The organism is Macrococcus sp. GL_134 (assembly GCF_057834705.1).
Genome location: NZ_CM174409.1, coordinates 461,062 through 485,222 on the forward strand (window position 1 = coordinate 461,062; position 24,161 = coordinate 485,222).

The window sequence follows — 24,161 nt, forward strand, 5'->3', positions numbered from 1 at the left end:
ATGAAATAAATACTTTCAAAAGTATATCATAATGGACAAAATATCTTCTACTTATTCTGTAATCAAATTGCTTTTGTTTTTAAGCTATTGCTATATAATACTAGTTAGGATGTGATAATGTGAAATACTTAACAAACTTATCGAGACGCTACCTTTACCTTCACCTACTTATGATTACTTCTGCGTTACTGCTTGCAGGAGTCATTATCACACAAAGTATGTTGATCGGTAAAATCATCGATAGCGTCCTGTTGAATCATCAAGTCAATTTCAGTCAGCTGCTATTGTTTGTGCTTGGTATCTTACTGACACGCAGTATGCTTCAGTCGTTTCTTAAACGACTGGGTGTAACTATGAGCAGTAAAATTAAATCATTGCTGCGTCAACGCTTGATAGCTGATCGACGAGAGACAGCTGAAACGTTAAATCTAGCGACAGAAGGAATAGAAGGGATCGATAGTTTTTACAGTGACTATTTACCACAAGTTTATCGGTCAACTTTTATTCCGCTGTTAATTATTATATTTTTGTTCTTCTTTCACCGCAATGCGGCATGGATTATGTTGATTACTGCGCCATTCATCCCTATATTCTATATCATCATTGGGATCAATACATCTAAAAAAGCAACAGATCAGATGACAGCGCTGAATCAGTTTTCCGCCTATTTTCTTGATGCTGTTCGCGGTATTGTCACCATCAAGCTGTTCAATCATGAACAAAGTGTCAAGCAGGCCATCCGAGACAAATCCCAGCAGTTCAAAGATAAAACGATGATCATACTGAGAACGGCTTTTCTCTCCACATTGATGCTGGAATTTATTTCGATGCTGTCAATCGGAATCATCGCTCTCGAAATCGGACTCGGTCTGATTGTCTTTAATAAAATATCATTCTATACGGCTGTCGTCACTTTGATGCTTGCACCGGAATTTTACAATGCACTTAAAGATCTCGGGATGGCGTTTCATACAGGTAAGCAGTCAGAAGGTTATGCAGAACTGCTGGATTACGAACAGCAGCCGTCACTTGACAGACGCTTTGAACCCTGTTCGACAATTAAAGGTAACGCAGAAGTGGATTACGGTCATTTTAAGCTGATGATACAAGATGCGTTTAAGTTGCAGGAAACAGTCATCTGCGGACCAAGTGGATCAGGAAAATCAACATTCGCTAAAACCATTGCCGGTGTATCGACACATGGTCAAGGGTATCTTGTCTTTCCGGAAGAATTAAACAATGACATTGCTTATATGGCACAGCAGCCATTTGTGATGAGCGAGACTATTTTCAATAATATTACTATGTTTAATGAGCATTCACGTGAATCAGTCATAGCAGCCGCAAAAAGTGTTGATATGCATGACCGGATTATGGCATTTAAGTCAGGTTATGAGACGATGATCGGCGCTGGGGGCGAACAGTTATCAGGTGGTGAAACGCATCGTTTAATGTTGATGAGGATGCTGTTGAATCCTGCACGGCTGATTATTTTTGATGAACCGACTGCTATGCTCGACCGCGAAACGGAACGAGTCATCAGACAAGCTATCGACCGTTTGAAGGTTACTTCTACTGTGTGGACCATTGCCCATCAAAAAGAGACTATTCAACAAGCGCCTTATCTCATCGTCATGACTGACGGCATCATCAAACAAGGGACGCATGAAGATCTGCGGCACGAACCATTTCTAAAGGCGGTAATGCAATGAAATTAATTAACAATGAAACAAGACGTGCACTTGTCATTTCTATAATTATCGGCACAGTTGGTGGATTGACAGCCATCGGTATGTTCAGTCTAAGTGGTCTTATGATCTCAAAAAGTGCATTCAAAGTGCCGTTATATACGTTGATGGTGCTTGTTGCGACAATTAAGCTGTTTGGTGTCATTAGAGCAGTGGCACGTTATTTAGAACGACTGATCAGCCATGAAGCCACTTTTACTATGTTGAAAGATATTAGAGTGGAAACATTTGATAGACTGATCAATGATTTCGTCGGCCTTCATTCCAAATGGCAGCTATCGACGCTGCTTGAACGAACGGTCAATGACATCGAGAAGCTTCAGAATATATTACTCCGGGTGATTTATCCACCGGTAGTGACATTTCTTACGACGGTTATCGTCTGCATCATCTATTCATTTTACAGTTTTGAAGCTGTACTTGTTATTATCGCTGCGATGATGACGATTCTTTTTGTGCTGCCGTTGATGTTCAGTCGTTATTTGGAACGATTGACAAATAGCACGCAAATTCACCGTTCAGAGTTTATGAGGCGGCTCACTGATTATCAGCTGGGCCAGGAAGATATCGCTGTATTCGATCCACAAGGACGCTATATGAAAATAATGGAATGTTCGAGAATGAACTATGAACATTCAGTCGCAAAAGAGAAACGCACTCTTGTTCTGTATGATTTTCTTCTCAATGTAATCAGTATGCTTGCGATATGGGGCGTACTTTATGTGATGGCGGATAATGATAACGTAATGATGTATGCAAGTGTCATCATGGTCACTATCACATTATTTGAATTTGCTATACCTATGACAAACTTTCCTTTTTATCATCAGGAGACTAAAAAAGCAATGAATCACATTAATGCACTTGCCTCAGTTGATCACAAGAGCGGACGCATGCCTCATCACATTCTACCACTTAAATTGCACGATCTGACTTTTCGATATCCTGATCAGGAACGTCCGACACTTCAACATATTTCGATGCATGTTGATGCTGGCGAAAAGATAGGAATCATTGGAGGAAGCGGTTCAGGTAAAACAACATTAATCAATCTCATCACAGGTTTATATGACAGTAATTTAACTGCAGCAGGTGTACCGATTACCGAACTGGATAGAGATGCTTACTTCCAGCAGTTGAATGTGATGCAGCAGCATAATCATTTCTTCCAAGGAACCATTCAAGAGAATTTGTTCAGTGATGACAGAGAAACTATTGAACACTATCTTGACTACTTTAAACTGCCGTATACAACTGACAGTGAAATCAATGAGTTCGGGGCACAACTGTCAGGTGGAGAACGACGAAGACTGCATTTCATTAGATTGCTGATGCGGACGCGTGACCTGTGGCTGCTTGATGAACCATTTAATGGGGTTGATATGTTAAGTAAAGAGACGATGCTTGATCAACTGCTCAAACTTGATGCAGCAGTGGTGGTTATCAGTCACGAAGTTGAGCTGTTAAAAGATTTTGATAGAATCTATATTATGAATGAAGGTAGAATCGTCCGCTCCGGCACATACGAGGAACTTCAGAGAGACAATGATTATTTTGTACGTTTCATGGCACAGGAGGAAAGCATCATCTAGAAAAATATTATTCATATCAAATTAAATATGATATGATGAAAAAAATGGGGGTATACAATGAGTAAATTAGCATGGTTAGTAGATACAGCAGCAGGTTTTACGCAGGAAGAGATTGATAAATATCCGCTATTCGTCGTTCCTATGGGTGTTATTATCAATGGCACACATTATGTCGATCAGCAGGAATTATCAACAGAGCGTTTTTATGAATTGCTCAATCAGTACGGTGAAGGCGCTAAAACAACACAGCCTAATTTTCAGTCAATGCTGGAAGCGTACGAAGAAATTAAGAAACAAGGCTATGATGAGGTCATTGCTGTTCATCCATCCAGTGAGTTGACTGGCTCATATCAAAATTCAGTGGCAGCCAGCAGTGAAGTGGATATCAAGTCTGCTGTCATTGATTCTAGAATTGGTGCATTTCCGTATAAAAAAATGGTACTGGAAGGTATGAAGGCTGTAGAGGAAGGGAAAACGTTTGAAGAAGTGGTTGAGTTGGTTAAATCTTTTCCTGTCAAAGCGCAATTGCTTCTCCAGCCAAAAAGTTTGCAGCAGCTCAGAAAAAGCGGACGTTTGTCAGCTTCGCAAAGTTTCCTTGCCGGCTTGCTGAATATTCAATTAATACTTCATTTTGAAGATGGTAAGGTCATGCCGTTTGAAAAAGTGCGAACTAAGAAGAAAGTATTTGAACGTATGATGGCTGTTGCAAGTGAAAATATTAATAAGTTCGGTCTGACAGAAATTTCAGTGATGAATGCGGGAGATAAGGAAGAAGCAAAAAAATACACGTCTGCTTTAAAAGAACTTTATCCAGAACTGTTAATTCATGAAGAACCACTCGTACCCGTTGCAGGAGTTCATACAGGTTATGGCACAGTGGGTATCGGTTGGTTGAGAACAAAAAATTAAACCCCAGCATGAGCCGGGGTTTAATTTTTTGTATTGGATATATTAACGATGAGTTTATCAAGGAGTTCCTTCAGTTCTGAAAATTCGTTATCTGTTAAGTCAGCTGCCTCCTGAACCACTTCAGTGCAGTCTTCCAGATCATCCTGCATCGCTTTACTCTTATCCGTTAGATGGATGAAGACTTCGCGCTGGTCGAGTTCAGAACGCTCACGTTTAATCAGGTCATTTGACTCCATGCGCTTCAATAAAGGGGATACTGTACCCGTGTCCAGCGCCAGCTCATTGACAAGCGTCTTAACATTGACCGGCGATGATTCCCATAAAATAGATAACACTAAGTACTGGGGATAAGTCAAACTATATTTTTTGAATATTTTATTCGAAAAATAACGGTTCATCTGACGTTGTGCATTATATAAACTAAAACAAAGCTGTTTATCTAGTTTTAAATTATTAGTCATTCATTTCCTCCATACAGACTTATTATTTATGATAATAGATGATATGATGATTTATTGTACAGTGATTTAGAACGTGCAAAACATGTTACTTAAATAACATAGTATAAAGAAGTGGACATTTCAAGTAATATCGCATATAAAAGTAAACAATTTAATGAACTTTAAAATATAAATGGATGAAAAGCAGGGATAGTTATGGAGAAAATGCAGGTGTATATTATCAGTGGATTTCTGGGCAGTGGCAAAACGACGTTACTGCTCCATTTAATCGAACAGTGGCAGGACAAAAAAGTAGCTGTTTTAATGAATGAATACGGGAGCTTCAATGTCGATTCAAAAATATTGGGTGACAATGTTCCGATGAATGAATTATTGAATGGCTGTATTTGCTGCGATTTAAAAAGTGATGTTGAGGTGCAGCTGCATGACATTAGACATAGACATCATCCGGATATTGTCATTATTGAAGCGACGGGTGTAGCACATCCTGTAGAAATATATGATGCATGCACGGCGCCCTCATTGACAAAAATTATGGATATTAGAGGCGTCATAACGCTTGTAGACGGACCGAGATTTCTTGGACGGCATCAGTACAGTGTCACGACAAGACGATTGATGGAAGAGCAGATTCAGTTCGCGCATATACTACTGTTGAATAAAAGTGATTTGCTTGAACAACATGATATTGTTCAGCTGACGAATGATATCACCGCTCTCAACAGTCAGGCACCGATCATTACCACTCAATATTCTGCTGTAGATATAGCTCAGCTGGAAGGAGTGACGGGGCGTCCGTTTGCTGCTCGGATGCATCATCATGGTATACAGTCACTCGTCTATACTTTTGCAGGGCCGATAGACAGCAGGAAATATGTAGAGTGGCTGCGAAACCTGCCGTCCGCTGTACTGAGAGTGAAAGGTTTTATTAAGTTTCATGACAATCCAAGTCAGGTGATCTTATTCCAATATGCTTATGGCATCCCGCAGTACGAGCCGGAGATCATGAACATGCCTTTGACATTAGTCATTATCGGGGAGTCACTGGACAAGAATCGGCTGCTGGATCAACTGGACCGACTGCAGTTCGGCTGAAAATAAATGAATGAGGTGAAGCAATGAGTGAAATGGTAACGATGTCTGACGTTGTTCAGGGGTTCTGGCGTCTCGCTGAATGGAAATACAGTAACAAAGAAGTCAATCGTATGTTGCATGAACTGATAGATAGAGGAATTACAGCGATGGATCATGCAGATATTTACGGTAATTATCAATGTGAAACGTTATTTGGTGATGCGCTCAGTATCACACCAGGCATTCGAAAAGAGATGCATATCATCACAAAATGCGGTATCGTGCTGCCGTCAGAGAAAATGGGATTTGATTATCATAAGTATGATTATTCAAAAGACCACATCATGAATTCTGTCGATCGCAGTTTGAAGGAACTGCAGGTGGACGATATTGATACATTATTGCTGCATCGTCCGTCGCCGTTGATGGACCCGCATGAAGTAGCAGCAACACTGAAAACTTTGCAGCAGCAAGGCAAAGTTAGACAGTTTGGCGTTTCTAATTTCAAAGTTCATCAATATCTTCCGTTGAAAGAAGCTATGCAGGATCAAAAGCTCAGTATTACTGTCAATCAGCTTGAAATATCAGCGGCTGAACTTGAAAATCTAGAAGACGGAACTATCAACTGGATGCACAAAGATCATGTATCCATTATGGCGTGGAGTCCATTAGGTGGAGGTAAGCTGTTTGATCAGCAGCATATCGCTACTCAACAAGTAGTACAGCAACTTGAAGAAATCGCTCAAAAACATCAAACGACATCTGACGTCATTGCATATGCCTGGTTATATCACATGCCCTATGCCATCAAACCGATTGTCGGGTCGCGTTCAATTGAGCGTTCGGATGTTGCTCTTAAAGCAAAAGACATTCAATTGACCGACAATGAATGGTTTGAAATTTATAAACAGAAGTTAGGTAGAGACATTTTGTAATCAATGAATAAACAGTACATTTCTCATTGTACTGTTTATTTTTTTAACTGTGGATGAATGTTTTTGGATGTTTATGGTTGACTTTTGTAAGCGTTGACATTAATATTAAGTATGCTAAGGGGATGGTTGGATGCTGACGATTGAGAGACATGATATGATACTGGGTCTTCTCAGCACACATGAGGTGGTATCACTTCAATTGCTTATGGATGAAACGAACAGCAGTGAATCTACTATAAGACGTGATTTATCTACTTTAGAGAAAGACGGCAAGCTTATCCGCATTCACGGAGGAGCTAAGCGAGCTGTAGAAAAGCATCGTGATGTCGCGCTTGCCATAAAGACAACAAAGTTCGTCGCTGAAAAGAATGAAATTGCCAAACGAGCAGCTGCCATAGTTCAGGATAATGACTGTATTTATCTGGACGCTGGAAGTACAACACTCGCAATGATTCCTTATTTGCATCAGCAGCACTTAACGGTTGTGACCAATGGTCTGACTCATGTGCCGCCACTCGTTGAAAAAGGCATCGAAGTATATATGATCGGCGGCTATGTCAAGAGCAGTACTTATGCGCACGTAGGTGTGCAGGCGCGAACGATGCTTGATTCGTTCAGCTTTGACAAGGCGTTTATGGGAGCAAACGGTGTTGATATTGAACATGGGTTGACAACGCCTGACATCGAAGAAGCTTCCATTAAGACCGCAGCCATCAGAAAAAGTCGCAACAGTTATTTTCTTGTCGATGATTCAAAGTTTAATGAAACGACATTTGCTAAAATCTGTGATTTGGAAGAAGTACAGCTGATAACGAATAAAAACAATCCATACTATGCAAAATACAAAGCATTTATCAAATAAGGAGGAACATTCATGATCTATACAGTAACATTAAATCCATCCATTGATTACGTCATGTTCACGTCTCAGTTCAACCTCGGAAGTTTGAACCGCGCCGACAGTACTTTTAAGTTTGCTGGAGGCAAAGGTATCAACGTATCAAGAGTTTTAAAAGAACATGGCGTGGAATCGACCGCCCTTGGATTTACTGGAGGATTTCCAGGGAAATTCATTGAAGAGGAGCTGGCTAACAGCAGTATTAACACCGATTTTATACATGTCGACGGAGATACACGCATTAATGTGAAACTGAAAGGGTCGAATGAAACTGAAATCAATGCACCTGGACCTGATATTTCAGCTGACCAGCAGGCTGAGCTGTTAACACAGCTGGAGCAGCTGACAGCTGATGATATAGTTATTATTTCAGGCAGTATCCCTGGTGCTGTTGATTCATCTATCTATCAGCAGATGGCTGAACGCTGCAGTGAGAGAAAGATCAAATTTGTAGTAGATGCTGAGAAAACACTCCTCGAATCGGTACTGCCGTATGGTCCTGAATTTATTAAGCCGAATAAAGTGGAACTTGAAGAAATGTTCGGTGAAACATTGACTGATGACGCGGCCATTACCCGCTGTGCTGTACAATTAATGGAAAAAGGGGCCAAGAAAGTGCTCGTTTCTCTTGGAGGAGACGGAGCTATTCTCGTTACTGACAGCGTTGTTCTTAAAGCGGAAGTACCGACAGGGCAGGTAGTCAATACAGTAGGTTCGGGAGATTCAACAGTAGCTGGTATGGTGGCTGGACTGTCTTGTAACGAAACGCTGGAAAACAGCTTCAGAAGAGCAGTGGCATCTGGAACAGCCACAGCCTTTACAGAAGATTTGGCAGTACAGCAGGATATTGAAGAAATGATTGGACAAATAACGATTACAACATTAACGGAGGTAAGTAGATGAGAATTACAGACTTATTGACAGAATCAACGATTGCTCTTGATTTAAATGCATCTTCAAAAAATGCTGTCATTGATGAACTGGTTGATACACTATGGTCAGCTGGAAAACTATATGACAAAGTGAAATACCATGATGCGATTCACGCGCGTGAATCACAGAGTACGACAGGAATCGGCGAAGGAATTGCTATACCGCATGCAAAGACAGACGCAGTGAAAACACCTGCGATTGCGTTCGGTAAATCTAAATCAGGTGTCGATTATCAATCTCTTGACGGTACGCCTGCACATCTGTTCTTTATGATTGCAGCACCAGCGGGTGGGGCACAGACACATTTGGATGCTCTTGCGAAGCTGTCAGGGATATTGATGAATGAAGATGTTCGAGCGCAGCTGTTAAATGCGGAAACAAAAGATGAAGTACTTGCGATTATCGATGCACATGATGAGCCGGAAGACAAACGTGAAGACGTAGCTGCTGCAGCCGTTCAACAACCTAATGATGATAATTTAGTACTAGCAGTCACTGCTTGTCCGACTGGTATCGCACATACTTATATGGCAGCGGATTCATTGAAGAACAAAGCTGCAAAAATGGGTGTCCTGATCAAAGTGGAAACTAATGGCTCAGGCGGCGTGAAGAATCAATTGACTGCTGATGAAATCAGACGTGCTAAAGGTATCATTGTTGCAGCAGACGTCAATGTCAATACAGCACGATTCGACGGTAAAAATGTAGTTATGGTTCCAGTAGCTGACGGTATTAAACGTCCTGAAGAGCTGATTCGTATGGCTCAAGATGACTCACGTCCTAAGTTTGTCGCAAAAGGTGGAGCAGGAGCGGCATCTACCGGCAGCGAGAAAACAGGTTTCTATAGACATTTGATGAACGGTGTATCCAACATGCTGCCATTCGTTGTAGCCGGTGGTATATTGATGGCCGTTGCATTTATGTTTGGTATAACATCATTTGATCCTACGAAGGATGATTACAATCCATTTGCTGAAGCATTATGGGCGATTGGTAACGGTGGTGCATTTGCACTGATGATTCCGATTTTAGCTGGTTTCATCGCAATGAGTATTGCTGACCGTCCTGGACTAGCACCAGGTATGGTGGGCGGTATGCTGGCAGTCAGCGGTGGTTCAGGATTTCTCGGCGGTTTAATCGCAGGGTTCCTGGCAGGTTATTTAGTTCAAGGTATCAAAAAGGTGTTAAGCAAATTGCCTCAAGCACTTGAAGGTACAAAACCTACCTTGTTATATCCGTTACTTGGCGTGTTAACTACCGGGCTGATCATGTATTATATCGTTAATCCTCCAACTAAATGGTTGAATGAATGGATGAATACAACATTGAGTGGTATGAGCGGTGCAAACATTGTGCTGCTTGGATTAGTTTTAGGCGGGATGATGGCAGTAGATATGGGTGGTCCTATTAACAAGGCATCTTATGCTTTCGGAATTGCTGCGATTGCCGGAGAAAACTATGCACCGATAACAGCTGCAATGATCGGCGGGATGGTGCCGCCACTTGCCATTGCAGTATCAATGATGATCTTCAAACGCAAATATACAAAATCACAGCGCGGTTCAATATTGTCCAACTTAATTATGGGTGCATCATTTATTACTGAAGGTGCTATCCCATTTGCAGCCGCAGATCCACTGCGTGTCATTCCTTCAATGGTTGCGGGTAGTGCTACTGCAGGTGCACTAGCGATGGCATTTGGATGTCGAATTCCTGCTCCGCATGGTGGATTATGGGTGGCAGGGTTAGACATGGCTCATCTCGGCGGCTTCCTGTTATCGTTAGTAGTCGGAACATTAATCTCTGCTGTTGTTTATGGCTTGATTAAACCGAAATTGTCAGAAGAAGAATTGGCACAGGAAATGGATACAGAACGTGCTGCAGCAGCATAAATGATCCATGTTGATGGTTTAACATGAACGAGCGGTCCTCAAGTGACTTTTGAGGACCGCCTATTTTTGTCCACATGGGCAATGGTTATTATTTGTTTTATAGGGCAAGGTCTAATATGATATAAGATAAAATATATTAAGGACGGACTGTAAATTAATGTTATACTACAAAACTTATATTAAAGATGAACGTGCTTCTTGGCTGACGTTTATTCACGGTGCGGGCGGGAGTTCAACCATCTGGTTCAAACAAATCCGTTACTTCAGACATGATTATAATATTTTACTACTTGATTTAAGAGGACATGGGAAGTCTCAGGAAGACCGCTGGAAAAAAGGCGATTCATTTTCAGATCTTGCTGACGAAATCATTGAAGTGTTGGATTATCTGAATATTCAACGGACACATATGATTGGAATGAGTCTCGGCACTATCGTTGCTCAGACGATAGCTGACAAATATCCTGAACGTGTTCAGTCACTTGTTCTTGGAGGAGCGATTCTTGCACTTGATGTCAGAACAAAAATACTGCTGTTCATCGGAAGAAATTTGAGAAAGATCATCCCGTACATGCTGCTCTACAAACTTTTTGCGTACATTATTATGCCGAAAAAGGCACATGAAGAATCAAGGCTTGCTTTTATCAATGAAGCGAAAAAGATGAGTCAGAAGCAGTTTGTTAAATGGTTCACGCTCACTAGGTTGATCAATCCTTATTTGAGTCACCTCCAGATTTCAACCTCTAACATTCCGACGCTGTTTATCATGGGGGAAGAAGATTATCTGTTCATTCCGCCGGTCAGACAAGTGACAGAGGAACACGAAAATTTTATATGTGAACTCATATCTGATAGTGGTCATGTCTGTAATATTGATCAACCGGACAAATTCAATAAAATCACTTCACACTTTGTCCAGTCGATTGAGAATACAATGCAAATGCGAAAATTACCAAATGATGAAGTAATTGTGGTAAAATAATACTATCTATCACGCGCTTTAAGGAGGTGACTGCATTGGGAAGGTCTTAACATCTTACAACCTGACTCTTGCACTCACATCAACTATTACCGGAGGTGAATCCCTAATTTCGGGGAATTAATTGGACATATCGACCATATCGAGTTTATTATTATTTGTTTTTCTTATCGCAATGACGGCATTATTCGTCGGCTCTGAATTCAGTTTAGTGAAAGTTCGTACATCACGTATCGATCAGCTTGTATCAGAAGGAAATAAGTCAGCGAAAACAGTTCAGCACATGGTACACGAGCTGGATTATTATTTATCAGCATGTCAGCTCGGCATCACAGTAACTGCCCTTGGACTTGGGTGGATCGGGGAATCTACGTTTGAATCAGTCATTCATCCTGTACTCCATATGTTGAATGTACCGACCGATCTTGCTAAACCTATTACAATTGCACTAAGCTTCGCCATCGTTACTTTTATACATGTGGTCATAGGTGAACTTGCACCTAAATCGCTCGCGATCCAATATGCAGAACGAATGACACTGGCTTTTGCCCGTCCGTTATATTTCTTTGGAATCATTATGAAACCCATTATCTGGTCTATGAACGGAGCAGCACGTCTGATTCTACGTATATTCGGCGTTCAGCCTGTAGGTCATGAACAGGCGATGAGCGAAGACGAACTCAAAATTATTATGACTCAGAGTTATCAGAGTGGAGAAATCAATCATACTGAACTTGCATATATGCAGAACATCTTCTCATTTGATGAACGACTGGCAAAAGATATTATGGTGCCGCGTACTCAGATGATTACTATGACGCAGCCGTTCAATATTGAAGATTTACTTGAAGTGGTCAACGAACATCAATTTACACGTTATCCTATATCAGAAGATGGCGATAAAGACCATATTGTGGGTTTTATCAATGTCAAAGAATTCCTGACAAAGTATGCATCAGGTGACCCGGTCAGAATTAAGGAACATATTCATGAACTGCCGTTGATTCATGAGGTCACTCGAATCAGCGATGCATTGATTAAAATGCAGCGGGAACGTGTACATATGGCACTCGTTATTGATGAGTACGGCGGAACAGCCGGTATTCTCACAATGGAAGACATTTTAGAAGAAATCGTCGGAGAGATTCGTGATGAATTCGATGATGATGAAGTGAACGATATCATTCGTACAGGAGAAAATACTTATCAGATTAATGGGCGTGTACTGCTCGATGAGATTGAAGAGCAGTTTGGCATTGTCTTTGAAGATTCAGATGATATCGATACAATCGGTGGCTGGCTGCAATCTCAAAATCCCGATATCGATATTGATGACTATGTCGATACAGAATTTGATAAATGGGTTGTGCTCGATGCTGAAAATCATCAGATTAAATCAGTAGCGCTGCATAAAGAATTTAATTCTTCCCGCCATCATCCTACTAATGAGGAAGAATGATAGAACGTTTTATTAAGAACTTCACAAAACCGTATGATAGGCATAAATGATCAAGCGAGAGACGATGGTCTCTCTTTTTTTGGAGGTTAATGATGAGAATCAATAAATATTTATCAGAATCAGGCATCACTTCAAGACGGGGTGCTGATAAAATGATCAATGATGGTCGTGTTCTGATTAATGGCCGGCTCGCAGAACTCGGCAGTCAAGTCGAACAAGGAGACTCAGTAGTAGTAGACGGTCAGCCGGTGTTATTAAACAAAGGTTACGTTTATTTGAAACTCAATAAGCCGAGAGGAATTACTTCTACCACTGAACGACATATTAAAGGGAATATTGTCGATTTTGTCGGACACCAGGAGCGGATATTTCATATCGGCAGACTGGATAAAGATTCAGAAGGCTTGATCCTGCTGACGAATGATGGAGATATCGTCAATGAAATTCTCAGGGCTGAAAACAAGCACGAAAAAGAATATATAGTAACAGTCGATCGTAAAATGACTGATGAATTTCTGAAACATATGTCAGAAGGTGTAGCGATTCTTGATACCGTGACGCTGCCCGCCGCAGTCACCAAAATTAATGACTATACATTTAACATTGTGCTGACGCAAGGTTTGAACAGACAGATTAGAAGAATGTGTGAAGCATTAGGTTATAATGTGAGGAAATTAAAACGTGTCCGAGTGATGAACATTTTAGTAGATGGTCTGAAGACAGGGGAATGGCAGGACTTAAACAACGAGGAGCGCGACGAATTGTTCAAACAACTGGATTATCACCCAAAGAGATAAAAACGGAAAGCTGACAATTTCAGCTTTCCGTTTTTATTAATGGGACAGTGAATTAATTATCACCGCCGAGTAAATCAAAGAAACCTCCGAGTGAACTGCCTTCTCCTCGATTCGTACCTGTCGCTGGTGCCGCAGCAAATACTCTGCTTGCTAATCTAGAGAACGGTAGTGACTGAATATAGACTGTTCCAGGTCCTTCTAGTCGTGCAAACCATATACCTTCTCCGCCGAACATCTTTGTTTTAATGCCAGGTACACGTTCTAAATCATAATTGACACTGCTGGTCATACCGACTAAGCAGCCAGTATCTACTTGCAGTACTTCTCCTGCGCGTAAGTCTTTTTTGATGATAGCGCCACCTGCATGAATGAAAGCCATTCCATCTCCACTTAGTCGCTGCATGATGAATCCTTCGCCGCCAAAGAAGCCGACACCAATTTTCTTCTGAATCGCAATGCCGACTGAAACGCCTTTTGCCGCACCGAGAAAGGCATCTTTTTGGCAGATAAACTCTCCACCGACTCGGCTTAAATCAATAGGAATGATTTTCCCTGGATAAGGTGCCGCTAAATACACATGTTCTTTTCCTGAGCCTCGGTTGGTAAAAGTCGTCATAAATAAACTTTCGCCGGTTAATGTTCGCTTGCCCGCTGCAAATAGTTTATCCATAAAGCCGGAGCCGCCGGAAGATGCCCCATCACCAAAAATAGTTTCCATTTGAATGGAAGGATTAATCATCATCATACTGCCTGCTTCAGAAATCACTGTTTCGTTTGGATCCAGTTCAATTTCTACATACTGAATATCATCACCGTAAATTTTGTAATCTATTTCATGATTGTTCATTGAGTATTCTCCTCCCTGATATGACAAGTATACAAATCAATGAATGACCTGTCGAACAAAAACGGAGAAATCAACACAAAAAAAAGAGCCCTAAGGCCCTTTAACTAACGACGGTTCATCATGTTTAAAACAATTGAAACAATCGCAATTAATAAGATAGTACCAACTAATGCTGGTAAAATTGAAACGCCCCAAACATCAGGACCCCAGTCGCCTAATAAATAGCCGCCAAGTGCTGCACCGAGTAAACCTGCGATGATGTTACCGATTTTTCCTCCAGGAATATCAGTACCCATAATCATTCCAGCAATCCAACCAATAAGACCGCCCATGATTAATGTAAGAAGTAAGCCCATGTGTATTTCCTCCTAATAATAATAATAAGAACATTAAATTCTGATGAGAAATCTCTCATGTTCTAAATATACCACTATTTATACAGGATAAACATTTAAATTAAATTTTATACTAATTTAACGACTCAGATCTTAAAATATAGAAGCAGAACAGTATAAACCATAGACCATATAAATAATTATAAGGCATGAAAATAGTAAGAAGAACGACGGTAGAGTACATTAACAGTAGTCCTATACGGACAGGATGTTTCATCAACCGATAAATACTATATGGACTGTCTGGATCCTGTTGGTCGATGATTCCAAGTGTAAACAGGATGTAACCAGCAATAAATACCGATACACTCAAATAAGCAGAGGCAATAAAAATCGATGCGCTGCTTGTAGCAAACAGCAGCGGGATTAACATACAGATGAATACAGTGATCACTAATAACTCGAATGGTTTTTTAATGGAAAGATGCAGCAGCTGGTTGTTGTATAATATGATAACTACGGAAAGAACACTGATCATAGTCAGCAGAAATATCCGGTTGATGAAATTTCCCTCACCGGAAAGTGGGTATATGACTAGCGCAGTCAATGTAACGGCTGACGGCATATATAATAGTAAGTAATGATTAAAATACGTATAGTACACATAAAAAAGAGCGCTCGCAATCATGCAGCCGATTAACATTAAAATAACCATGACCCACGCTCCCATAACTAAACATTAAAGCGATTATATCAGTTTAACAGCCGCTATACACCTTTTTTGTTACTCCATAGCAATGTATGAAGCTGTGGCGTCACAAAAACGCCATTCATTTGTTCATCTATCATGACACGTTCAATCAGCTTTTCATAACGTGTCAGCAATTTTTCTGTATGGTGTTCGACAGCATCATCAAGATAAGGGTTGCCGACTTGAAGATAAAAAGGGATGTCTGGATAATGGGCATGAATGCTTTGGGCAAATCGGTAATCCTCTTCATTAAATACCACTACTTTTAAACTGATCTGATTCTGATTAAGCTGACTGATGATAGCAGATAACTGATTTAAGTCGTGATTCATATGGGAAGAAGGAGGTTTCGGACTGATAGTCATCTGATCAATTTCAGTCATCCATTCCTGAAATTTAGTCCCTTGAGTTTCAAGCGCAATTTCACACCCCTCTTGATGAAGAAGTGTAATGAGAGAACCTACGCCTTTGATTAAAGCAGGGTTTCCTCCTGAAATGGTCACATGGTCAAAACGATCACCGCCGACCGCCTTCAGTTCATTCATGATCTCTTCAGCTGTCATCATCCGGATGTCCTCTTTTGCTGTGCCATCCCATGTAAACTTAGAATCACACCAGCTGCATCTAAAGTCACAGCCGGCAGTTCTGACAAACATCGTTTTTCGACCAATCACCATTCCTTCGCCTTGTATAGTAGGACCGAATACTTCCATGACAGGGATTTTCATTGATGCACCCCTCTATAGATGACATAGCTTGTAGGGGTTTCTCTTAAAAACACTTGAAGACAGACGGCTTGATTGGGTAATGAGCTGAGATAATTCTGAACAACTTCATGAATATATTCTGCCAGCTTTTCAGTTGACGGCATGATGTGATTGATATCTGGAAGGTCATTGAGTAACTGATGATCAAACCGGCCGTGAACCAGCTGCTTCAACGTGCTGAAATTCACAAGAAATCCTGCATCATCAAGCGTATTGCCGGCGATAGTGAGATTGAGGAAATACGTATGACCGTGAACTCTGCCGCATGCACCCGCATCAGGATGTGGAATATAGTGAGCGCTTGAAAAGTTCATATCTTTATTAAGTTCGAAGCGATAGTTATGGGCGACTTGGGGATAAATCTGCTGTATCATTTAATCTCTCTCTTTCATATAGGCATGAAGCCCGTTATTTCGTAGAAGACAGCTCGGGCATGTGCCGCAGCCGTCAGCAATAATGCCGTTGTAGCAAGTTAATGTGTTATTTCTAATGTACTCCAGCTGACCGAGCGAATCAGCAAGCGCCCATGTCTCTTTTTTGTCGAGCCACATCAATGGCGTATGGATTTCAAAATCTTTATCAGTCGCTAAATTAAGAGATACATTGAGAGATTTTATAAACATATCCCGACAATCAGGATAACCGGAAAAGTCTGTTTGACATACACCGGTAATGATGTGTTTGGCACCGATCTGGTAGGCAAGTGCTCCAGCAAATGACAAAAATAAAAGATTGCGAGCCGGGACAAACGTATTAGGTATCGCTGCTTCACTTGAAATCTCTATTGTATGGTCTGTTAATGCATTCGGTGATAACTGTGACAGTAAAGACATATCTAATATATGATGTTTTAACTGCTGGTCTGCAGCAATATTCTTTGCCACATCGATTTCAAGGACGTGTCTTTGTCCATAGTCGAAAGTCACAAGTTCTACTTCCTTAAAATGCTGCAGGGCATAGAAGAGACAGGTCGTGCTGTCTTGTCCGCCGCTGAAAACAACTAATGCCTTATCATGTAATAATTGTTTGTCCATAATTCCACCTTTTCCCATAAAAAAAGACATCTTTCCCTAGCAAGATGTCAGACTAGTTTTTTAGAGAGGGTATATGCTAGGAACCTCTGATTAAATTCGTTTATCATTGTAACAGAAAAACGTTTATACTAAAAGAAATTAATGAGAAGGGCATGATTATGATGCTGCTGATGATAGATAACTACGATTCATTTACATATAATATCGTTCATTATTTAGAAGGATTGGATTATGAGGTTTTAGTTCGTACACCTGATGAGCTCACCATTGAGATGATTAAAGGATTGAATCCAGACGTGATTATTTTGTCGCCTGGGCCGGGTCATCCGACTGAGGCAGCACTCTGTCTTGATGTGGTGGAGCAATGCCGGGAATATCCGATACTAGGAATATGTCTCGGATTTCAAGTGATTGTCACTGCTTTCGGAGGAGAAGTGGTTGAAGGTCCACCGGTTCACGGTCATCAACAGGCAATCACACATGACGGCACGGGGCTATTCACCGGACTGCCGTCACCGCTGTCTGTCGGGAGGTATCATTCACTGCAGGCAGCACATGTTCCTGACTGTTTGAAGGTGACTGCAACAGCTGGTGACATCGTGATGGCTGTCAAACATGTGACACTGCCGATAGAGGCGGTGCAGTATCATCCGGAGTCCATACTGACAGATTATGGGCGAGAGCAGTTGAATCATTTTATAGTGAGGTATGCAAATGATTAGAGCATGTGTGCATTTCATGTCATTAACAGATAACCAACCAGTGGAACTTTATTTCAAGGATCCTGTCGCAGTGCTGACAGCGAAGACGACAGAAGAAGTGAAATCAGTCATTAAAAAGGCAGAACAGTACAGCTCTGAACATTATGTAGTCGGTTACACCGCTTACGAGGCTGCTGCTGCGTTCTCCAATAAAATGACAACGAAATCGGTAGAGACATATGCTAAATTTTATGTGTTCTCTGAACCGGTCAAACCTTTTGAAGAAACGATGCTCATGATGCCGATGGAATTTCAGTTTCACACGTCACCACCATATATCATGTCACAGATAGAAACGATTAAAAGTGAAATCATCAAAGGTAACACGTATCAAGTCAACTATACAGTCCGTTTGTCAGCTCAGAGTGACAATCAGCCGTATGCGGTCTATCAGCGGCTCACGACTGAACATAACGGTCAATATACGGCATACATTGAAGATGGTGAAGAAGCAGTCATCAGTATTTCTCCTGAACTATTCTTTGAGTATGACAAGAACAGCGGTCATATATATACGAAACCTATGAAAGGAACTATGCCGCGTAACGGACTGGATGACAAGAACGCGCGTCTTCTTAAAAAATCACTGAAAGATCAGGCTGAGAATGTCATGATTGTCGACCTGCTGCGGAGTGACCTCAGCAGAATTGCAATTAAAAATTCAGTCGCCGTGACCTCGTTGTTTGAAATCACAGCATACGAAACAGTGTATCAAATGACTTCGACTATTGAAGCCGATGTCACGGGCGCATCACTGGTAGATATATTCTCAGCTTTGTATCCGTGCGGCTCTATTACAGGGGCCCCTAAAATCAGTACGATGGCAATTATCGATGCGCTGGAAGAAGAAGCTCGGGATGTCTACTGCGGCGCTGTCGGTATGATGCTGCCTGACGGTCGGATGATATTCAATGTACCTATCCGCACCCTTAAGAAACAAGGACGGACCTATGCTTATGGTGTCGGTGGAGGTATTACCATTGATTCTATTCCTGAAAAAGAATACGACGAAATGATAGCAAAAACTAAAATACTGACTGCACTTGCACCTGCTGATTTTCATTTAATAGAGACGATGCGGGTCGATGAAAATGGAGTTAAAAGACGCGATTACCACCGTCAACGTCTCCTTGACAGCCTGAATCATTTTCACCTGTCGTATGATCCTGTACAGTTAGAAGCGCTGCTGTCTTTAACGGCAGCTCAGACAAAAATGCTGAGAGTGACGGCTTCAGAAGGACGATTGTTGTATGAGCTGCGTGATATACCTGCGACCTCATGTCATGCTGTACTGATGCCTATGCTGGAAGAAGATAGTGATAGACTGCAGCATAAGACATCAATCCGTCATCATTATGTCACTAAATCGCAGACACTCTCCCTCTATTATAATAAAGACAATATCATCACCGAATTCAACATCGGTAACTTAGTCTATGAACTTGACGGAAAGTTATATACTCCAGATGTCCCACAAATGCTGCGCGGCTGTATGCGTCAAGAGCTGCTGGATCGTCAAATCATCAGCATAAGGAATCTGACGGTCGATGCATTGCTCAGTCATCAAACGCACATCAAATTATGGATGATTAATTCATTGAGAGAGTGGACAGAAATTCATCTGGATCGTCATTTGGAAATAATTAATAGCAATTCGCGTCAGAAAAGCGTAGAATAAAATTATTAATCTCGAAACATTATAGGAGAAAATTATGATTATAAGCTTACTGCTTCTCATTGGATTATGTATCTGGGTGTACTACTGTAACCAGCAGGTACAGCTATTACTTAAAAAAGGTAATATGGATAAAGTGCTTATCTGGCTATATTTAACCATGATTACTTCAGTGATTATAGTCGGTTTCCTGGTATTTGGGTTGAGAGAACAACTACTGAATGTGTTAGAGGTGTTCTACCGAAGTTAGGTAGAGCACTTTTTTGATAGTTCGGTCTAAGGTCGTATATTATTCGATGAGACTATAATTTAAAGTAAAGAGTGAGGGACTGTTATGATTTTTGAAAAAGCGGGGATGTTCTCGACATTTCATGAAAATATGGCAAGTGATCCACTAGCACATACGCTGGCGAATGCCTTAGTAGGTAATCCACTTGGCACTGCGACACTTGAAATCACTTTCGTAGCACCAGTGATTTATTTTGATGAACCGACGTTGATAGCACTGACGGGAGCCGATTTTAAAGCATATACAAAAGATAAACAAATCGCCCCTTTTAAGCTGCATTTAATGGAAAAAGGAGATACGCTGTCATTCCATCTTCCTTCTAAAGGGACACGTGCCTATATGGCTGTCGGCGGCGGTATGCAGCTGCAGAAACGGATAGATTCCGCTGGTTCACTTGACGGCCTGACCGGCCTCATTAAAGACGGCGATGTTTTTGAACTCCGTCGTCAATACAGCACTCTGCAGAAATCACTATTGTTTCAGCTGATTCATCAAAAAGAAAGCAGCTGGGGAATTGATAATTATAGTCTGGCGCGTATTTACTATTCAGATGTATACCATATCAACGAGACTGAGCATACTGCTTTGTTGACTGATGAAGAAAAACAGCTGATGACGCAAGATATGTACGAAGTATCAAAGCAGTTTGATCGTACTGGATTCATTCTGGAAGGGGATACTATTGACCGTCACATTGAATGTGAGATGCAGCCGATTTGTAGAGGTGCCATTCAGATCAATCCGGAAGGAAAACTGATTGTCATCCAAAATGATGTCAAACAGCCTGGTAAATTTCCGCAGATAGCTACCATTGCGCCCTACCATCTGCCTAAGTTGTCACAGAAAAGACCAGGTTCAAAGCTGCTGTTTAAATGGGAATCACAAGAAGAGTATAAGACGTCTCAAAAATCATATGATTCATGGGTAAAAAGTCTGATGCTGCAAATTGATTATCATTTAAAAAACAACTAACATTTACAAAAATGACACGTTAAATTCACATTTTACACAATTTTAATGTGAAATGTGTTATTTTGATTGAATTTTGCTAAAAAAAGGTTTAAATTAATATGTTGTACCACATTTTTTTGCTTAAAGATTAACAATTTTAACGATATGTAAATTATATGACTACATTAAATGGAGGAAAACTGATGAAGGAACGTAAAATAAGTATTTTTGTCTTCTTCCTGCTGACTGTATTGACTGTCTCTTTAAAAACGTATTTCGCTTACTATATAGACTTGTCACTGGGTGTAAAAGGTATTGTACAAAACTTAATATTATTGATGAATCCATACAGCTTTGTCGCGCTTATTTTAAGTGTATTCCTGTTTTTTAAAGGACGTAAAGCATTCTGGTTTATCTTCACAGGTGGATTGTTATTGACATCACTGCTTTATTCTAACGTTGTCTACTTCAGATTTTTCTCTGACTTCATTACATTCAGTACATTAAATCAAGTGAGTAACGTTGATTCGATGTCAGGTGCCATCTGGAGTTCATTCCAGTGGTATGACTTTGTCTATTTCCTGGATATTATCATCTATCTATTTATACTGCTGTTCAAAAAACAATGGTTGGATACAAAAGGATTTCAGCGTAAATTTGTTCCTGTTATGATGGGTATGGCTGTTGCTTTGTTCTTCTTGAACTTAGCATTCGCTGAAACTGACCGTCCTGAATTATTGACTCGTACGTTCGACCATAAATATTTAGTGAAATATTTAGGACCGTATAACTTCACAGTATATGACGGTATTAAAACTATTCAAAACAATCAGCAGAAAGCTTTGGCAAGCGAAGATGACCTGGCAAAAGTCAGATCATATACAAAAACAAAATATGTTGAGCCGAACAAAGAATACTTCGGTATTGCTAAAGAAAAGAACATCATTAAAATTCACTTGGAAAGCTTTCAGACATTTCTCATCGGTAAAAAAATCAATGGTGAAGAAGTCACTCCTTTCCTGAATCAATTAGCAACTGGAAATGATGATTTCATCTATTACGACAACTTCTTCCATTCTACAGGGCAGGGTAAAACGTCCGATGCAGAATTGACGATGGATAATAGTATATATGGGCTGCCGCAAGGGTCTGCATTTTCAATGAAAGGTGATAACACCTATCAGTCACTGCCTGCTATATTACATCAGCAGCAAGGCTATTCAACTTCAGTCATGCATGGGGATTACAAAACATTCTGGAATAGAGATCAAATCTACAAACACTTCGGTGTCGATAAGTTCTATGACGCGACTTACTACGATATGAGCCCTGAAAATCTTGAGAATTTAGGATTGAAGGATAAGGAATTCTTCAAAGAATCAATTCCTTATTTAAAAGCTGAAAAACAGCCGTTCTATTCGCACTTAATGACACTGACCAATCACTATCCATTTACAGTTAAGCCGGAAGATGCAACCATCGCTTCTCCTGGTACAGGTAACCCAACGGTGGACGGCTATATTCAGACGGCTCGTTACTTGGATGAGTCAGTTGAACAGTTCATTATAGACTTGAAAAAAGAAGGGCTGTATGATGATTCAGTCATTATGATTTATGGTGACCATTATGGTATCTCAGAAAATCATAATAAAGCGATGTCGAAGCTGTTAGGTGAAGAGATTACACCGACTAAATTCATGGACTTGCAGCGTACAGGTTTATTCCTGAAAGTTCCTGGCATTAAAGGACATGTTGATTCTACGTATGCCAGTCAAGTGGATGTCGTACCGACCTTGCTTCATTTGACAGGTATTGATGCAAAACCTTATGTTGTGTTTGGTACCGACTTATTGTCTAATAAACATCACCAGATGGTAGTGTTTAGAAATGGTGACTTTATTACACCGGACTACAAATCAATCAACGGCATTTATTATGACAACACGACCAACCAGCCGATTACTGCTGAAGCAGACAAAGCAAAAGCAGTAAAAATTAAGAAACAAGTCGAAACTGAACTTGAATTATCAGACAGCTTGATTAACGGCGACTTGCTGCGGTTCTATAAAAACCCTGAGTTCAAAGCAATCGATCCAATGAAATACAGCTATGATAACGGCTCGGTCAGTAAATAATTGTGTCAGGCCCTCCAGCTTCTTGGAGGGTCTTATTTTTATGCCGTGCGTTACAATCATTAAACAAAGATCCACCGGACGCAAGCGTCCGGTGGATCTTTGTCTATCCTAATGAAACATCAAGTATCATCATAATTGTAAAGCCGAGCATTAATCCAAGTGTAGCAAGGTCGGTGTTATTACCAGATTGAGATTCAGGTATTAATTCTTCCACTACTACAAATATCATCGCTCCTGCTGCAAATGCGAGTGCATAGGGCAGTATCGGCGTAATCAGCAGAACAGCTGCCGCACCGATGACTGCAAACAGCGGTTCCACAAGTGCAGATGCCTGACCGAGCTGGAATGCTTTTCCTTTTGATTTGCCGTCTGCATATAATGGTAGACTAAGCGCAGTTCCTTCAGGAATATTTTGAATACCGATACCGATGGCAAGTCCAATCGCTGCCATTAACGTTGCACTGTCGTTTTGGATGATTGAGCCGAAAGCGACACCGAGTGCCAATCCTTCAGGAATGTTATGTAAAGTGATCGCAAGCAGCAGCAATGTGGATTGCTTTAAATTACTTTTGACGCCTTCTTTTTGATGGCCGTCAGTCCCCTTAATGTGCATGTGAGGGACTACAAAATCCAGACATCGAATAAATAATCCTCCAAGCAGAAAACCTACCGCAGCAGGTATCCACGGGATACGGCCTGCTTCTTCACTGAACTCTAAAGCAGGTGCGAGCAATGACCAGAAAGAAGCAGCAATCATCACTCCAGCTGCAAATCCCTGCATTGTATTCAATAGCTTGTTGTTGACGCCTCGTACAAAGAACACAGCTGCCGCGCCTGCAGCAGTCAAGCTCCAAGTAAAGATTCCGGCGATGAGCGCTTGAATGACAGGTGATAATTCACTAAACCATTCGAACATACATACCTCCTTGTTAAGAAAAA

Annotated in this window: 24 protein-coding genes; 16 read left to right on the forward strand and 8 right to left on the reverse strand. The window is 40.9% G+C overall.

Features of this window, described 5'->3' with window-relative positions:
- Window positions 1-119 precede the first annotated feature (119 nt).
- From AC3IPL_RS02490 to AC3IPL_RS02500, 3 genes are read left to right on the forward strand one after another with little or no spacing between them, the layout of a single operon-like run.
- Entirely contained in the window at window positions 120-1,712 is a 1,593-nt protein-coding gene (locus AC3IPL_RS02490; RefSeq protein WP_489241523.1) for an ABC transporter transmembrane domain-containing protein, read from the forward strand.
- A complete protein-coding gene (locus AC3IPL_RS02495; protein WP_489241524.1) occupies window positions 1,709-3,340 on the forward strand; it encodes an amino acid ABC transporter ATP-binding/permease protein in 1,632 nt (543 codons plus the stop codon). The genes AC3IPL_RS02490 and AC3IPL_RS02495 overlap by 4 nt, the downstream gene beginning before the upstream one ends.
- Window positions 3,341-3,397: 57 nt before the next feature.
- Window positions 3,398-4,249, forward strand: coding sequence for a DegV family protein (locus AC3IPL_RS02500; RefSeq protein ID WP_489241525.1), 852 nt, complete (start codon window positions 3,398-3,400; stop codon window positions 4,247-4,249).
- A 20-nt stretch (window positions 4,250-4,269) separates the two neighbouring features.
- On the opposite strand, the gene AC3IPL_RS02505 is transcribed toward AC3IPL_RS02500, so the two are convergent.
- Complete coding sequence (locus AC3IPL_RS02505; RefSeq protein ID WP_489241526.1) at window positions 4,270-4,710, reverse strand: MarR family winged helix-turn-helix transcriptional regulator; 441 nt, start codon at window positions 4,708-4,710, stop codon at window positions 4,270-4,272.
- A 195-nt stretch (window positions 4,711-4,905) separates the two neighbouring features.
- On the opposite strand from AC3IPL_RS02505, the gene AC3IPL_RS02510 reads away from it, so the two are divergent.
- The 8 genes from AC3IPL_RS02510 to AC3IPL_RS02545 all read left to right on the forward strand — a co-directional run bounded on the left by AC3IPL_RS02510 (window position 4,906) and on the right by AC3IPL_RS02545 (window position 13,677).
- On the forward strand, window positions 4,906-5,805 hold the full coding sequence (locus AC3IPL_RS02510) for a CobW family GTP-binding protein (RefSeq protein WP_489241527.1): 900 nt from the start codon (window positions 4,906-4,908) through the stop codon (window positions 5,803-5,805).
- A gap of 23 nt (window positions 5,806-5,828) precedes the next feature.
- On the forward strand, window positions 5,829-6,719 hold the full coding sequence (locus tag AC3IPL_RS02515; RefSeq protein ID WP_489241529.1) for an aldo/keto reductase: 891 nt from the start codon (window positions 5,829-5,831) through the stop codon (window positions 6,717-6,719).
- A gap of 130 nt (window positions 6,720-6,849) precedes the next feature.
- Window positions 6,850-7,581 carry a DeoR/GlpR family DNA-binding transcription regulator gene (locus tag AC3IPL_RS02520; RefSeq protein WP_489241531.1) on the forward strand — a complete coding sequence of 244 codons (732 nt, stop codon included), beginning with the start codon at window positions 6,850-6,852 and terminating at the stop codon, window positions 7,579-7,581.
- A 12-nt stretch (window positions 7,582-7,593) separates the two neighbouring features.
- Entirely contained in the window at window positions 7,594-8,520 is a 927-nt protein-coding gene (pfkB, locus tag AC3IPL_RS02525) for a 1-phosphofructokinase (protein WP_489241533.1), read from the forward strand.
- On the forward strand, window positions 8,517-10,442 hold the full coding sequence (locus AC3IPL_RS02530) for a PTS fructose transporter subunit IIABC (protein ID WP_489241534.1): 1,926 nt from the start codon (window positions 8,517-8,519) through the stop codon (window positions 10,440-10,442). Before pfkB ends, AC3IPL_RS02530 begins: the two co-directional genes overlap by 4 nt.
- A 157-nt stretch (window positions 10,443-10,599) precedes the next feature.
- Window positions 10,600-11,424 carry an alpha/beta fold hydrolase gene (locus AC3IPL_RS02535; RefSeq protein ID WP_489241535.1) on the forward strand — a complete coding sequence of 275 codons (825 nt, stop codon included), beginning with the start codon at window positions 10,600-10,602 and terminating at the stop codon, window positions 11,422-11,424.
- Between the two features lie 121 nt (window positions 11,425-11,545).
- Window positions 11,546-12,880, forward strand: a complete 1,335-nt coding sequence (locus AC3IPL_RS02540; protein WP_489241536.1) for a hemolysin family protein — start codon at window positions 11,546-11,548, stop codon at window positions 12,878-12,880.
- 92 nt (window positions 12,881-12,972) lie between these two features.
- A complete protein-coding gene (locus tag AC3IPL_RS02545) occupies window positions 12,973-13,677 on the forward strand; it encodes a pseudouridine synthase (RefSeq protein WP_489242241.1) in 705 nt (234 codons plus the stop codon).
- A 52-nt stretch (window positions 13,678-13,729) separates the two neighbouring features.
- On the opposite strand, the gene AC3IPL_RS02550 is transcribed toward AC3IPL_RS02545, so the two are convergent.
- The 6 genes from AC3IPL_RS02550 to queC form a co-directional block, all read right to left on the reverse strand.
- On the reverse strand, window positions 13,730-14,524 hold the full coding sequence (locus AC3IPL_RS02550; protein WP_489241538.1) for an AIM24 family protein: 795 nt from the start codon (window positions 14,522-14,524) through the stop codon (window positions 13,730-13,732).
- 104 nt (window positions 14,525-14,628) lie between these two features.
- Window positions 14,629-14,880: a GlsB/YeaQ/YmgE family stress response membrane protein gene (locus tag AC3IPL_RS02555; RefSeq protein WP_489241539.1), complete on the reverse strand. Its 252-nt coding sequence runs from the start codon at window positions 14,878-14,880 to the stop codon at window positions 14,629-14,631.
- Between the two features lie 112 nt (window positions 14,881-14,992).
- Window positions 14,993-15,574, reverse strand: coding sequence for a hypothetical protein (locus AC3IPL_RS02560; RefSeq protein WP_489241541.1), 582 nt, complete (start codon window positions 15,572-15,574; stop codon window positions 14,993-14,995).
- Window positions 15,575-15,627: 53 nt separating this feature from the next.
- Window positions 15,628-16,338, reverse strand: coding sequence for a 7-carboxy-7-deazaguanine synthase QueE (gene queE, locus AC3IPL_RS02565; protein WP_489241542.1), 711 nt, complete (start codon window positions 16,336-16,338; stop codon window positions 15,628-15,630).
- Window positions 16,335-16,751, reverse strand: a complete 417-nt coding sequence (gene queD, locus AC3IPL_RS02570; RefSeq protein WP_489241544.1) for a 6-carboxytetrahydropterin synthase QueD — start codon at window positions 16,749-16,751, stop codon at window positions 16,335-16,337. Before queD ends, queE begins: the two co-directional genes overlap by 4 nt.
- Window positions 16,752-17,411 (reverse strand): 7-cyano-7-deazaguanine synthase QueC, encoded by a 660-nt coding sequence (gene queC, locus AC3IPL_RS02575; RefSeq protein WP_489241545.1) that lies wholly within the window; start codon window positions 17,409-17,411, stop codon window positions 16,752-16,754.
- 158 nt (window positions 17,412-17,569) lie between these two features.
- Between queC and AC3IPL_RS02580 the strand changes: the two genes are divergently transcribed.
- The 5 genes from AC3IPL_RS02580 to ltaS all read left to right on the forward strand — a co-directional run bounded on the left by AC3IPL_RS02580 (window position 17,570) and on the right by ltaS (window position 23,222).
- Entirely contained in the window at window positions 17,570-18,133 is a 564-nt protein-coding gene (locus tag AC3IPL_RS02580; RefSeq protein ID WP_489241546.1) for an anthranilate synthase component II, read from the forward strand.
- Entirely contained in the window at window positions 18,126-19,850 is a 1,725-nt protein-coding gene (locus tag AC3IPL_RS02585) for a chorismate-binding protein (protein ID WP_489241548.1), read from the forward strand. Before AC3IPL_RS02580 ends, AC3IPL_RS02585 begins: the two co-directional genes overlap by 8 nt.
- Window positions 19,851-19,884: 34 nt before the next feature.
- Entirely contained in the window at window positions 19,885-20,097 is a 213-nt protein-coding gene (locus tag AC3IPL_RS02590) for a hypothetical protein (protein WP_489241550.1), read from the forward strand.
- An 84-nt stretch (window positions 20,098-20,181) separates the two neighbouring features.
- Window positions 20,182-21,108 (forward strand): 5-oxoprolinase subunit C family protein, encoded by a 927-nt coding sequence (locus AC3IPL_RS02595; protein ID WP_489241552.1) that lies wholly within the window; start codon window positions 20,182-20,184, stop codon window positions 21,106-21,108.
- A gap of 182 nt (window positions 21,109-21,290) precedes the next feature.
- On the forward strand, window positions 21,291-23,222 hold the full coding sequence (gene ltaS, locus AC3IPL_RS02600; RefSeq protein ID WP_489241554.1) for a polyglycerol-phosphate lipoteichoic acid synthase LtaS: 1,932 nt from the start codon (window positions 21,291-21,293) through the stop codon (window positions 23,220-23,222).
- Between the two features lie 103 nt (window positions 23,223-23,325).
- Here ltaS and AC3IPL_RS02605 read toward each other — a convergent pair whose 3' ends face one another.
- Complete coding sequence (locus AC3IPL_RS02605) at window positions 23,326-24,138, reverse strand: ZIP family metal transporter (RefSeq protein WP_489241556.1); 813 nt, start codon at window positions 24,136-24,138, stop codon at window positions 23,326-23,328.
- Window positions 24,139-24,161 lie beyond the last annotated feature (23 nt).

Coding starts and splice junctions, on each gene's coding strand:
- AC3IPL_RS02515 (WP_489241529.1), top strand. CDS start 5,829: ATGAGTGAAATGGTAACGATGTCTGACGTTGTTCAGGGGTTCTGGCGT.
- queE (WP_489241542.1), bottom strand. CDS start 16,338: ATGAAAATCCCTGTCATGGAAGTATTCGGTCCTACTATACAAGGCGAA.
- queC (WP_489241545.1), bottom strand. CDS start 17,411: ATGGACAAACAATTATTACATGATAAGGCATTAGTTGTTTTCAGCGGC.
- AC3IPL_RS02580 (WP_489241546.1), top strand. CDS start 17,570: ATGATGCTGCTGATGATAGATAACTACGATTCATTTACATATAATATC.
- queD (WP_489241544.1), bottom strand. CDS start 16,751: ATGATACAGCAGATTTATCCCCAAGTCGCCCATAACTATCGCTTCGAA.
- AC3IPL_RS02530 (WP_489241534.1), top strand. CDS start 8,517: ATGAGAATTACAGACTTATTGACAGAATCAACGATTGCTCTTGATTTA.
- AC3IPL_RS02535 (WP_489241535.1), top strand. CDS start 10,600: ATGTTATACTACAAAACTTATATTAAAGATGAACGTGCTTCTTGGCTG.
- AC3IPL_RS02595 (WP_489241552.1), top strand. CDS start 20,182: ATGATTTTTGAAAAAGCGGGGATGTTCTCGACATTTCATGAAAATATG.
- AC3IPL_RS02585 (WP_489241548.1), top strand. CDS start 18,126: ATGATTAGAGCATGTGTGCATTTCATGTCATTAACAGATAACCAACCA.
- AC3IPL_RS02560 (WP_489241541.1), bottom strand. CDS start 15,574: ATGGTTATTTTAATGTTAATCGGCTGCATGATTGCGAGCGCTCTTTTT.
- AC3IPL_RS02495 (WP_489241524.1), top strand. CDS start 1,709: ATGAAATTAATTAACAATGAAACAAGACGTGCACTTGTCATTTCTATA.
- AC3IPL_RS02500 (WP_489241525.1), top strand. CDS start 3,398: ATGAGTAAATTAGCATGGTTAGTAGATACAGCAGCAGGTTTTACGCAG.
- ltaS (WP_489241554.1), top strand. CDS start 21,291: ATGAAGGAACGTAAAATAAGTATTTTTGTCTTCTTCCTGCTGACTGTA.
- AC3IPL_RS02605 (WP_489241556.1), bottom strand. CDS start 24,138: ATGTTCGAATGGTTTAGTGAATTATCACCTGTCATTCAAGCGCTCATC.
- AC3IPL_RS02510 (WP_489241527.1), top strand. CDS start 4,906: ATGGAGAAAATGCAGGTGTATATTATCAGTGGATTTCTGGGCAGTGGC.
- AC3IPL_RS02505 (WP_489241526.1), bottom strand. CDS start 4,710: ATGACTAATAATTTAAAACTAGATAAACAGCTTTGTTTTAGTTTATAT.
- AC3IPL_RS02520 (WP_489241531.1), top strand. CDS start 6,850: ATGCTGACGATTGAGAGACATGATATGATACTGGGTCTTCTCAGCACA.
- AC3IPL_RS02555 (WP_489241539.1), bottom strand. CDS start 14,880: ATGGGCTTACTTCTTACATTAATCATGGGCGGTCTTATTGGTTGGATT.
- AC3IPL_RS02550 (WP_489241538.1), bottom strand. CDS start 14,524: ATGAACAATCATGAAATAGATTACAAAATTTACGGTGATGATATTCAG.
- AC3IPL_RS02590 (WP_489241550.1), top strand. CDS start 19,885: ATGATTATAAGCTTACTGCTTCTCATTGGATTATGTATCTGGGTGTAC.
- pfkB (WP_489241533.1), top strand. CDS start 7,594: ATGATCTATACAGTAACATTAAATCCATCCATTGATTACGTCATGTTC.
- AC3IPL_RS02545 (WP_489242241.1), top strand. CDS start 12,973: ATGAGAATCAATAAATATTTATCAGAATCAGGCATCACTTCAAGACGG.